This is a genomic window from Bartonella sp. AP72JLCBS, assembly GCF_042195705.1.
In the GTDB taxonomy this organism is placed as follows: domain Bacteria; phylum Pseudomonadota; class Alphaproteobacteria; order Rhizobiales; family Rhizobiaceae; genus Bartonella.
Genome location: NZ_JBHIOU010000021.1, coordinates 1 through 12,562, shown reverse-complemented (window position 1 = coordinate 12,562; position 12,562 = coordinate 1). Strand labels below are relative to the sequence as shown.

Below are 12,562 nucleotides of genomic sequence, written 5' to 3'. Positions count from 1 at the left end.
TAAACATGAGCATTGCCATAGACAAAAGCATGGTCATAAACTTTAGCATATTGAGAGATAAAAGCTTTTCCATAGACTTCAGCATTGCCATAAACTTGACCACAGACTTGCGAATAATGCCGTATTTTTGCATTTTCATACACTCTTGCATGACCGTAGGCACAAACCTCATCATAGACCCAGCAATTGCCATCATGGGATAGGTTAACTTCCTTTTCAATAAAGCCGCCTAAAGACCCCGCCTTTATATCATCAAAATCTTTTAAAGCACGAATGCGATAAAGAGTTATAATATTTCGAGTAAGAGCATGTTTGATTTTTTTGATTTCACTGGTTAATTCATATTTTTTGCACATAGAGATACCCTCACAATTTAATGTGATAAACGTTTGCTAAAATTTGGAATGGGAAATTTAAAAGAGGGGCACCCTCGCCGCGCCCGTGCTTTCATTTACACTGCTTTAGATTAGACCCAGACAATCTCTAATTCACTATAAGGAGAGAGACGTTCAGTATAGGTTTTTATTTTAGTAAACCCGCCGACATTTTCACGAATAACAGCAATTCCATGAATATTGGCATTTTCATAAACATGTACGTTATTTGCTATACGAGCGTTTTCATAAACCCTAGCATTGTCATAAACATAGGCATTATCATAAATAATAGCCTTGCCATACACATGAGCATTACCATAGACACGGGAATTATCAGAAATAACAGCATTGCCATAAACATGGGCATTATCATAAACATAGCCAGCAATGATAGCATTGTCATAAACCCGCGCATGACCATAGATATGACCACAAGTGACAGCATTGCCAAAAACTCTTGCATTTTCATAAACGTGACCATTTTTAAACACAAGAGCCTCATCATACACCCAGCAATTGCCATCATGAGAGAGGTTATCTTCCTTTTCAATAAAGCCACCCAAGGCACCAGCCTTAACATCAGCAAAGTCTTTTAATGCTTTAATGCGATAAAGGGTATGATTACCAAATACACGCGTTTCATTTGTGAGTGCAAACTTCTTTTGCATGAGCACAATTCCTTTATAAAGAGATTTAATTTTTAAATGAGATGTTTAAAGGAGGGCGCCCCCACCGCGCCCACGCGTTATTTAAGCAGCGTCTTTTAGTGACTGATTATCATCACAGATATCATTACGAATTTTTGCACGGCTATTCACAACAGCATTGCCATAAATTTGCACATGATGATCAATATTTGATTTGCCATAGACCTTGGCATGATCATAAATCCTTACAAAGCAACCAACACGAGCCGAGCCAGAAACCTTGGCATGACCATAGATACTTGAATAATCCTTAATCCAAGCATTACAAAAAACATGGGCATTATCATAAACGCGCGCCCAGACATAAATGCGTGACTTGCCATACACACGAGCATTGCCAAAAATATAGCCACAAACATAGGCACTTTCATAGACACGGGCATTGTCATAAACCTTGGCACCATTAGAAATAGTAGCGTTATCACTGATTACGGCATTACCATAAACATGCCCACAGACCTTAGCGTTATCATGAATTTTTGCATTATCATAAATATGAGCGGTTGTATCAAAAACCAATGCCTTGCCATTAACGATAGCATTGCCATACACCTTGGCACCTCTGAAGATTTTCGCATCATTATAGATTTTAGCATTTTCATAAACAGTTGCATTGAAAAGAACCGCGGCATTATCATAGACCCAGCAATTGCCATCATGGGATAAGTTACTTTCATTTTCAATAAAACCGCCGAGGTCCCCCGCCTTAACATCATCAAAATCTCTTAGAGCACGTATACGGTGTAAAGTAAGACCATCAAAAGTGAATTTTTCATTGGTAAATTCGTATTTTTTTGCAGGCTCTTGTTGATTAACAGGCGCGGTTTCATTTGCAATGGAAGAGATAACGGGGGTATTTTTTGATATAGTTGTCATAATTAAATCCTACATGTTTATAATTTTGAATTAACACCCTATAAGGATGCCGGGCGCTCAAAACACGGCATGTAGTCCGTTGTTACGCTTTTCCCATAAAAGGGTATTGTATAGCGTAACTACACCCGACAAAATCACTATATATGCTAACAAAAGCATAAAAGATAGTCAGTTTTTAATAGGATTAGGTTTATCGTAACCTCTTCGCTACATGTTTAGTGTTTTGATCACTTAATTATTTATATAGCAAAATACGTATTTATTGTCAAATAATATTTTATCTTTTTTGATATTTTTTTGTATTTTTTAAATACGTTGTGTATTGATAATGTCTTATGCCTATTAATTGCTTCTTTTATATTTATGTGCTTTTAAAGCTATATTACGGGCTTTGTGAAACGATTGCGTATTTTCTGAATCTATACATTTATAATATTTAGAAACGCTCTCATAATGCGTATTTTTAGCTTTATAACCTATCATTTTTTTACTAAATGAATTTTAAATTTTTTGTGAATTTTGTTTATAAGGGGCTCTAATTTAAACAACCTTAATAGCACCGCGCTCTTATAACAAATGCTTTCATTTGCATTTTTGCTTTCTCTATAGTTGTTATGTTCTTTATAGCCATGGCATCATTTTTCATGTTCATAAGAGAAATGATAAATAGGATAATTGCGATTTATTGTCTGTTATGAAAACACTTATGAAAACATCTCAATAGAAACTGATCATTATAGAGATGAGCAAAATCCCTTTTAATAAACTTTTGTCATTTTTGTCAGTTCTTTTTAGAACCTATATCATTTTTTTTAAATGAGAGAAAATTAAAATCATTATATTTCAATAAGTTAAGTTTTATGAATTTTTCAAAATACAACTTATTAAAACAGCCATAACAAATAAATACAACTGTAAATATATATTTGTCAGTTTGTGTCAGTACATTGAATCGTCAAAAGTGATCATTTAGTGAATGATTAAAACATGTCTTATGAGAGTATGTGATCCTTTAAAGCCTTTCAAAAGATGGTTTATAACTCATAAGAAATGCTATCAAGATCATTAGGTTATGAGTTTTGACGGTTCCCTCTTTTAGATAAAAAAACGATAAAAAGTAAAAACGTTATTTTTCAATGTGTTAATATTTTACAGATCTTAAAAAACAACCTCTATTGATAACACAACCTATAAATTCAACTAATAATATACGTTTTGAAGGGGTTTTGACGGTTTTTATACCTTCAAAACCTATAAGAAAAGTGAATATACATAACCCTCTTTAAATAAAGCTTCTGATAACAATAAAGCTATCATTTTAGATTACGGTATAATCTTTTAAAGGCAATGTAAAAGAAGCGTATTCACTTTAAGATGGGATTTCTTAAAAATCTTAAAGCAATCAAAATAAGAGTATTTAAAAGTGCAAATGATTTTTTTTAGAATAACGCATATAAACTATTCTTTTAAAAAGGGATACTCAATAATAATTAAGTCAATAAGTTATATTAATAGTGAGAATTTTATTCTTTATTGATTCTATTAGTTTTTTTCTCTATCTCTCATCTTTTTTGAGCTTTTTTATAGCTTCAAGAGCGAGTTTTTTACGGTCTGTGCTCTTTATGTAGAGAAAAGTTAGAGTATTTTTAACTTTTCATATAATTATTCTTTGAAAAGGTCAGAGTGCGTTCCTGTACGAATAAGATGTAATTTATCTCCTTCTATTCTATAAATAAGCAGCCAATCTGGTTCGATATGAATATCATGATACCCTACCCAATCGCCTTTTAGTGGATGATCACAGTAATGTCTTGGTAATGTCTTTTCTTCAATTAGAAGACTTAATAGTGTACGCAGCTTATTCATATTTTTACTGCGTTTTTCCGCCTTGCGCACGTCACGTTTAAATTGTCTCGAGCGAACAGGTATCAGCATATTAAATGCCTAAATCCTTAAAAAGGGCATCAGCGTTTTTAAATGTCTTACCTTTACCTTCATCTAATTCCTTTATAGCTTTACGTGTGACACTATTAGGTACTTTAAGCTCAAAAGGCAAACAACCTTCTTCAGCGACACGCAAAAATGTTATGCGGATAAGGTCTGATGCACTTAATCCCATGCGTTCTAAAGTAATCATCGCTTGTTTTTTCATTTCAGCAGGAATGCGAGCGCGAACAACAGAATCGGCTTTCATGATTGGTACCTCCATTCATAGATTTTATTATAATGTAGCTACACTGTAGTCTCAAGTCAATTTTTTAGAATTAAAAACCCTTTGGACAGCAGGTATGGCAAAAAACTCCACGAAAAGAATCCTTAATTCATAATAATTAAGAGGAATGTTGCAAAATCCTATTCTCTTAACTTTATTTTGTTATCCTCATAGTAAAGAAAATTTTATCTAATCAACTTAACAAGAGAGGTATAGATATGGTTATAAGCTCTGTACCCCTTGTGAGATTAACATACCCATTATGTGAGCATGCTTTATAAGTTATTAGGTTTCTCTTATTTCTAATTTTGGTAAGTTCTTAACAATTTTCATTGTTTCTAAACTTACAGTGATAACCCTTTGAAATAACTCTAATGGATAAGCAGGGTTACCAATGGTTTCAACAGCATAGCGATTGGCATCATTCACAATACCACTCTTTTTATCTGTTTTTACACATTGACGCCCCATAAACCATTCAAGAGCAGGCTTGCCATTGACGATATACTCATAAGCTTCAAGAGGGATATCTGTTATTGTGATATTGCTGTTATAAATAACAGTTGATTTATCCTTTTCCTTACTATTCTTAATTTTTGCAAATTTTATTTCAGTTACATAATAGAATTTTTCGGGATTAGAGATTTCTGTCTGTTTTGGATTACCCTTTTTAAAGGTGACAGGATAAGGTTCTACAGTTTCATAGTTTACGTGCAAATGACCGAGTTCACGCCCTGCTGTCACAAATTTCCAAAAATCATCAGCCGTTTTTACGCAAGGGATACGAGGCAATTCTTTGCATAAATTATCAGCATAACGGGTGCGATAATCTTCTGAATGCAAAAAACCGTAAACATAATAAAACAGATCATCTTTAGTGTTTTTTCATTAGGATAAGCGGCTTTTAAATATGCTAATCCTTCATTAGTTATAGCATTACGCATTTTCTTTTTTTCTTATTTTAGTAAATAAGCGATTGTCATGCTATTTTTCTTATCAAGCGATAATAATGGATAGTTTTTTGTTGTCTCTAATATGTAACAGTTCCAATAAATTTGGTATATTCTATGAATAAGAGGCTTTACTTGAAGCTCAAAATTATATTACATGCAACACCTTAAAATTAAGAAGCATATTAGAGTGTATGATTGTCATTTAACAGTGTCATTGTAAAATCTTCAAAAGCGGGGGAAATGATATGGTTTGCACAACTCATAAAGCAGGTGTATACAGTACAGTCTATGCTTTTTTCTCAGATGTTATAAGTATTATTCTCATCAAAAAATTAAAAAATTGTTACGCGGTTGGCGATTTTTTCTGTGACGCTGACGATATGGTTCATTTGGTTGCTCACTTTGAGGGCACAATGAATGCATAGATTTTTTTTCACTTTTGTTTTTGCGGCTATTTTGTGCCTTTTCTCGTTGCCGAGTTTTGCCCAAAACATTCGTGAGAAAGCGATTAATCAATCAGAGAGCATCCAACGACAACAAACGCAAGAACAGCGTTTTCAACGATTGCACCGTAGAAACGAAACACATGGGATATTTTTGCCAGACGATGATAGCACATCTGCCTATGGTGCTTCGCCTAGTACAACCTGTTTGCTGATCAAAAGCATTGAATTTGTTGGTGCTCAGTTGATTTCTCATACCGACCTTCATGAAGCCATTTCTCTTTGGGAAGGACGGTGTTTGGGGATTGCCGAAATCAATAAAGTGCTCAAAGCGGTGACCAAGCTTTATATGAAGCGCGGCTATATTGCAGTGCGGGCTTATTTGCCTGAGCAGGATTTAAGCGGCGGTCATCTCAAGATTGTTGTTGTTGAAGGCATGATGGAAGATATTACCCTTGATGGGCATAAAGTTGGAAGGAAATCTCAAGGAGAAATCACCACGGCTTTTCCAAACCTTATTGGAAAACCGACCAATCTGCGCCAGATAGAGCAAGGGCTTGATCAAATCAATCGGCTTTTCTCACGCCAAGCCACCATTAATCTTGGTGCGGGGAGCAATTCGGGTGGTTCGATACTCGATGTTCATATTGAAAAACAGAAACCTTGGCTTATTACGCTTTCCAGCGATAATCTTGGTGCTAAAGCAACAGGAATTTATCAAACGCGCTTGAGCCTTTCTTTTGATGATCTGTTGGGGATCAATGATCAATGGTCGTTTAGCTATCAGCGTTCTATGGATGGTAGTCCGTATCATTTTTCTCACAAGCGCCCCAATAGTGATACTCTAACGGGATCATTTTCTCTACCCTATGGCACTTGGACAACAGGTTTTGATGGGACGTGGAGCCAATATCATTCGAGTGTTAAGGGAATATTTTCCGATATTATGACTGCGGGCAAGTCTTTATCGCTTACACCGTGGATTTCACGGGTTATCGACCGTGATCAAGAGGGAAAGACCTGGCTTACAGGACGGTTGACATGGAAATATTCTGATAATTTCATTATGGGCAGTCGGGTTGATGTTTCCAGCCGTAAACTGGCTATTGCAACCTTTGAGCTTGATCATTCGCGCAAGTGGCTTGGAGGAGAATTAAGCGCGCATATAGGGTTTCATAAAGGGTTGGCAATTCTTGGCGCTTATGACGATAAAGAGCAAGAGAATACAACAAAAAATTCACCCAAAGGGCAATTTTCCAAATTATCTTTTTCCCTAGGCTACGTGCGTCCTTTTTCGCTCAAACAATATAACTTTCGCTATAACACGCTGTTTTCAGGACAATTATCATCCGACACGTTGTTTAGTTCAGAGCAAATGTCGCTTGGTGGTAGTTCCTCTGTGCGTGGGGTGCGTGAGGCGATTTATTACGGCAACAATGGGGCGTTTTGGCGCAATGAATTGTCGCTGTTGTTGCCAGGTTTTTCTTCGAGAATGGGGCGTAAATTTATGAGCCAATTTGCCCCTTATATGGCGCTTGATCTGGGGGCCGTGGCCAATAATGTAAACAAAAACAGTTTTGGCGGGAGCCTCGTTGGGGCAACTCTTGGTTTCCATGCAACCGGAGACATTACGGATATTGATGTGTCTTATTCGAATATTTTAACCCAATCGACAGTGCGAGAAAAGGGAAATGCGACAGGGTTATTTCAAGTGCGAGCATTATTGAGATTTTAGAGCAAAGGGGCGGTAAAAATATCGCTGCGCTGTTTATACCCATATGGGTTGTTTTTTTAAAGAGATAAAGAATTTTATGAGGAGCTGAAGATGCGGGGATTGAAAAATCAAAAGCATAGATTGGGATATGGATACAAGCTATGGCAGCGCGTTCTTTGTGTTTTGCAGCGAGGGATTCATAAGGGGCTTTCACTGGTTTTAAGTTTTTGCTTAGCTTTTCAGCCTTTGTTGTTGCAAGCACAAGCGCTTGGAGCGCGAAGTCCTGTTGCACAAGAGAGCCAAGGGATTAAAGCAGCTGATGGGGTTGGCTCTGTTTTCCGCCCCACGGTGGGGAAAGCTGGCAATGATGTGCCGCTGATTGATATTGTTCGCCCCAATGGACAGGGTCTTTCTCATAACAAATATGACAGTTTCAATGTTGATACCCATGGCGTGATTTTGAACAATTCGACTGAGGAGGTTTCGCGTTCACAGCTTGGGGGATTGGTGCCAGGCAACGGCAATTTGCGTTATAGCGGTGCAGCAAAGGTTATCCTCAATGAAGTGGTGAGTGCCAATCGCTCGCGTCTTGAAGGCGTGAGCGAAGTACACGGGCATATGGCGGATGTTATTATCGCCAATCCCAATGGGATTACCTGTAACGGTTGTGGCTTTATTAATACACCACGGGTGACTTTATCGACTGGACAACCGATCATTGGAGCCGATGGCGCTTTGAGTGGATTGCGTGTTGAAGGTGGAGATATCACCATAGGTTCTCGTGGGGCTGATGGGAGTGCATTAGATATTTTTGATCTTGTTTCGCGCAAGATCAGTGTCGGGGGTCCCATACAGGTCAAAGGAGATTTGGCTGTTATCGCGGGGCGCAATCATTTTGATTATGACAAACGCGAAGCAACTTCTCTTGGTTCTGATGGCAAAGAGCCGGAATTGGCGATTGATTCCAGTGAGTTTGGTGGAATGTATGCGGGGCAGATCCGCGTGATTGCCAATGATAAAGGTGCGGGCGTTAAGATGCGCGGAGACATGGTTGCCAATGCAGGCGCCATGAGATTGACAAGTGATGGCAAGCTGGTGATTTCTAAAGCACGCGCCAAAGGAGCAGTAAAAGCGCGTTCTCACCACGACAGTGTGCATGTGAAAGATCTGCTTTTTTCAGAAGAAGCAGTTGAACTGAAGGCTTTGAAACATGTTGAACTGGCTGAGCAAGCTCGCGTTGCGGCAAGCGGTGCTGTTGATGTGCACGCCGATCTGATCAAGCTCCAGTCTCATGCTCTTCTAGCAAGCGGTATTGGGAGTGATGGTCAACAGTCAGCGACGGGTTCTTTGCATTTACAGGCAGCAAAGCTTGAGGCGGGGAATGGGCGGATAGCCGCCGGTGATCTTTTAGAGATCCAAGCAGCAACAATTGATCTGAGCCGCATGCAAGACAATGATCAAACAGGGGTTTCTTCCCTTGGCGATCTGACCATTAAAACCAATCAAATCAGCGCTTTAAACAACCATATTGGTGCCAAGGGGAATATTGTCTTGAGCGCCGATGATGGGCTCACTGTAGGCGCTGGACATTATAGCGCCGGCGGCTCTCTTTTGGTGGAAGCAGCAGAGCTTACATCACGCGCGCGCTTAGTGGCAGAGCAAAAAGTTGACCTTTATGCGCATCACGGTGCCCTGATCCAAGAAGGCACTGTCTGGTCCAATGGGAAGATAACGCTGGATGCCCATGGTGCCCTCAATCACACGGGTGATATTGTCAGCATGCAGCAGGTTGCCTTGACAGCGGGTAGCATGCTCACAACCTCTCAAGAGAGCACGATTTTAAGTTATGATGTGGTTTTGAGTGCTGATGCTTTAACCCAAGCAGGGACTGTGGAAGCCCAAGAAGGAGCATTAACCCTTCAAGTGCGTGATGGGGTTATCAATAGCGGCACAATGCGCGGTGAGAGTGTCGATGCTCATATTGGTGCATTTACCAATCAAGGGACGTTTATTGCAACCGATGATTTGCATTTGATGGTAAGCACACAAGAAGGCGCCGATCCGCAACAAGCCTTTCTGAAGAATACATCCGAAGGTGTCCTTCAAAGTGGTGGCGTTTTTGTTGTGACCGCAGGGCAATTAGACAATGCCGGTGTGCTTGGCTCTAGTGGTGAGAATGTTGCCCTCAATGTGGCAGGAAATGTCAGCAATAGTGGGCTGATTTACGCCAAAAAATCTATGGACGTATTCAGTGATGGTGATTTAACCAACACACAGGGCAGAATGATTGCAGAAGAGGCTCTCAGCATTGGTGGGCTGAAAGAGACACGTGCTGGTCATATAAATAATGAGGCTGGTCTTCTCAGTGCTTTAGCCGGTGAGATGAAGATTGTTGCAACGTCTTTTGTCAATAAAAGCGCTGAAACGACAAATTCAGAGCAACAAAACGCTACACATGATGAAGGTGCACATGTTTTAGCGCGGGATGGTTTGCGCATTGATGTGGGCAGTTTTGAGAATGTTGATGGTCTCATTTCTACGCAAGGGGCAGTCAATATTGTTGCTGAGAGTGTGATCCAAGCAGGGCACATAGAGATTGAGCGTGGTGACCTTCAACTGACCAGCCACGGTGATTTAAGCAATAGTGGCACGATAGAAAGCAATGATACCATTGCTTTGCATGCGCAAAACACTCTGAACCAAACGGGGCGCATTGTCTCTAAAAAGCGGATAGAGCTTTCCAGTGATGGCATCTTGACAATGGGCGAGACAAGTGAGGTTGGCGCCTATGATGTAACGCTGAAGGCAGGCACACTCACCCAAACTGGGCTTGTGGAAGCGCAAGGCGGGGTACTTACTCTCAACAGCCATGATGTTTTAAGCAATTCCGGTATTATGGTGGGCGGTGTTGTTGATGCGAAGCTTGGGTCTTTAGCCAATTCAGGTCAGCTTTTAGCCAGTAACAGTTTTACGCTTGTGGCAGAAAGTCATGATCCGTCATTGGGGCAAGTTGCTCTGGTTTTAAATGGTGAAGACGGTGTTCTCAAAAGTGGTGGCGCTTTTGTTTTAACCGCAGATGTTTTGGACAATGCCGGCAGTATTGGCTCAAGTGGTGATGGGGTTGCGCTCAATGTGAGCGCTGATCTGAGTAATAGTGGGCTGATTTATGCCAAGAAATCTGCCATTTTCTCCTTAGATGGGGATTTTATCAATAAGTTTGCCGATGTCATTGCTGAAGACAATCTCATCATCCGTGGCTTAAGTGGAGAGCGGGCTGGTCATGTGATCAACAGCTCGGGTCTTTTAGAAGCCGTGTCAGGCGATATGACCTTCGATGTCTCAGCGCTTACCAACATGCGCGAAGGTGGGGTTGAAGTTAGCGATAAAGTGATTTCTCACAGTTACGTGCGAGGAGAATGGGAAAATATCCCAAATGTTGATAAACACACAAGGATCAAGAAAAATATCGACACTACGATCATTCGTCAGCAGCCTCATTTTACCAATAATGCTGCCCAGATTTTGGTAGGGCGTCATCTCACGGTCCATGCCGGTGATATCCGCAATAGCTATAGTTTGATTGCTGCTAATGGCAACATTGAGATGCAGGGTGATACGCTGCTCAATGAGGGGCGTGATTTAATTGAAACAACCAAGATTGTAACTGAAACACGCTACAGATATAAGCAATGTAGTGCCACAAATCCAGCATGTATAGGGCAAGGTGCAGAAGAATGGGATGGTCCTACTTTTACCCAAACACTCAAACGCACTTATGATGCTGTTTATGGCACGATTGAAGCTGGTGGCACGCTTGATGCCAAGTTGACAGGCTATATTGACAATCATGCGGTGCGTGAGGGGGTTGAGCAAGTTGGCTTAAGCTCTGGTGATAAAGGTTTGGCTGGTGTTAAAAACACCGATTTTGATGGTTCCAAACCACTGATTAGTGATGATCGATTAGACGGCATTATCAATGGTTTGAAAGGACACAAAGGGCTTTTTGCACCAAGCACAAAAACACCCGCACCAGAATCCATACAGGTGCCAACGCAAGACGGGCTTAACTCTGTCAAGACAGAATTGGACCAGACCCAAACACCGGATGTGCCGTTTTTAGTCGAGACGCGTCCAGATTTTATCAACCCAAGTAAATTTTTAGGATCGGACTATTACTTAAAAAAGATTGGCAATTATAAGCCTGAGAACGTGTTTAAAAGATTAGGGGATGCTTATTTTGAATATCGTCTGGTGGGTGAGCAAATCTTCGAGCTGACAGGCAATCGCACTCTTCTTGATGTTGAAGATCCCAATGCTCAAATGCAAAGGCTCTATGACAATGCTGTGGAGCAGCAAGGTCCTTTGGGGTTAGAGCTAGGCAAGCCCTTAACGCCTCAGCAGATTGCTGGGATCAAAAAGGATATGATCTGGCTTGAGACCCACCTTGTTGATGGACAAGAGGTCTTGGTACCCCACGTTTATTTGGCACCAAACACTTCTTTAGCACAAGATGTTTATGGGGCAAAAACGCAGCAAGGAAACCTTGCCAGTGCACGTTTGAAAGGCAATGGCGTCACTATAGAGACGGACCGTCTTACCAATAGTGGCACCATATCAAGTAATGGTGCATTGCATGTTTCGACTACGCAAACTTTGTTTAATGATGGTGGTTTTTTGCTTGGCAGCGGTGCTGTAGATCTCAGCAGTGGCGATCTTTTAGCCAACTCTTCAGGGGTTATTCTGGGGGATATCATCACCCTCAATGCGAAGACAATCATTGATGGTACTGCAAAAATCCGTGACACGAATGAATATGGTTTTGTTGATCGCAGTGGGCAGCAGGCTCAAATCATTTCTATACAGGATTTAAACATTCACTCCCTTGGCGATTTAAGCATGAGCGGTGGCCAATGGAGCAGTGGTGGATCGACGACGGTGATTGTCGATGGTTCTGCTACGTTTGGTTCATTAGTACTAGAGAGTGACCATAAGGAGACATTGGAAAAAGGGCATTATAACGCCCAAAGCAGTGAGCACCGTTTGGCAGAAGTCAACAGTGATGGAGATTTGACCATTGTCACAGGTGGTGAACTGAACCTTGAGGGAAAGTTTAAAGCCAAGGGCAATGGAGATTTCACCAGTGGTGGCGCTCTCAACGCGATTTCAGAGCAAGATTTTAACAGTTTTGATTTGGATCTGAGGGGCAAAGAAGGCGACAAATCGAAGCAAAAGAATAAGTTTCGTCAACAATCAACAGAAGTTACTACAAACAAAACCACG

At 40.5% G+C, this 12,562-nt stretch carries 6 protein-coding genes and 2 pseudogenes; 2 read left to right on the top strand and 6 right to left on the bottom strand.

Features of this window, described 5'->3' with window-relative positions; translation table 11 throughout:
• The 6 genes and pseudogenes from ACFILO_RS08485 to ACFILO_RS08460 form a co-directional block, all read right to left on the bottom strand.
• Positions 1 to 356 (bottom strand): annotated as a pseudogene (locus ACFILO_RS08485) (hypothetical protein); the annotation flags it as partial.
• A gap of 110 nt (positions 357 to 466) precedes the next feature.
• Positions 467 to 1,045, bottom strand: coding sequence for a hypothetical protein (locus ACFILO_RS08480; protein ID WP_375678131.1), 579 nt, complete (start codon positions 1,043 to 1,045; stop codon positions 467 to 469).
• An 81-nt stretch (positions 1,046 to 1,126) separates the two neighbouring features.
• A complete protein-coding gene (locus ACFILO_RS08475; protein WP_375678130.1) occupies positions 1,127 to 1,960 on the bottom strand; it encodes a hypothetical protein in 834 nt (277 codons plus the stop codon).
• 1,662 nt (positions 1,961 to 3,622) lie between these two features.
• Entirely contained in the window at positions 3,623 to 3,895 is a 273-nt protein-coding gene (locus tag ACFILO_RS08470) for a type II toxin-antitoxin system YafQ family toxin (protein ID WP_375632825.1), read from the bottom strand.
• Position 3,896: 1 nt separating this feature from the next.
• A complete protein-coding gene (locus tag ACFILO_RS08465) occupies positions 3,897 to 4,154 on the bottom strand; it encodes a type II toxin-antitoxin system RelB/DinJ family antitoxin (protein ID WP_375638828.1) in 258 nt (85 codons plus the stop codon).
• 303 nt (positions 4,155 to 4,457) lie between these two features.
• Positions 4,458 to 5,113, bottom strand: a pseudogene (locus ACFILO_RS08460) (type ISP restriction/modification enzyme); the annotation flags it as partial.
• A gap of 429 nt (positions 5,114 to 5,542) precedes the next feature.
• Here ACFILO_RS08460 and ACFILO_RS08455 point away from each other — a divergent pair.
• Both ACFILO_RS08455 and ACFILO_RS08450 read left to right on the top strand, forming a co-directional pair.
• Complete coding sequence (locus tag ACFILO_RS08455; RefSeq protein WP_375678129.1) at positions 5,543 to 7,303, top strand: ShlB/FhaC/HecB family hemolysin secretion/activation protein; 1,761 nt, start codon at positions 5,543 to 5,545, stop codon at positions 7,301 to 7,303.
• 90 nt (positions 7,304 to 7,393) lie between these two features.
• Positions 7,394 to 12,562: filamentous hemagglutinin N-terminal domain-containing protein (locus ACFILO_RS08450; protein WP_375678128.1), on the top strand; the 5,169-nt coding region annotated here is incomplete at its 3' end.

What these genes read in the sequence shown, in the direction of transcription:
- ACFILO_RS08480 (WP_375678131.1), bottom strand. Translation starts at nt 1,045, where the DNA reads ATGCAAAAGAAGTTTGCACTCACAAATGAAACGCGTGTATTTGGTAAT.
- ACFILO_RS08475 (WP_375678130.1), bottom strand. Translation starts at nt 1,960, where the DNA reads ATGACAACTATATCAAAAAATACCCCCGTTATCTCTTCCATTGCAAAT.
- ACFILO_RS08470 (WP_375632825.1), bottom strand. Translation starts at nt 3,895, where the DNA reads ATGCTGATACCTGTTCGCTCGAGACAATTTAAACGTGACGTGCGCAAG.
- ACFILO_RS08465 (WP_375638828.1), bottom strand. Translation starts at nt 4,154, where the DNA reads ATGAAAGCCGATTCTGTTGTTCGCGCTCGCATTCCTGCTGAAATGAAA.
- ACFILO_RS08455 (WP_375678129.1), top strand. Translation starts at nt 5,543, where the DNA reads ATGCATAGATTTTTTTTCACTTTTGTTTTTGCGGCTATTTTGTGCCTT.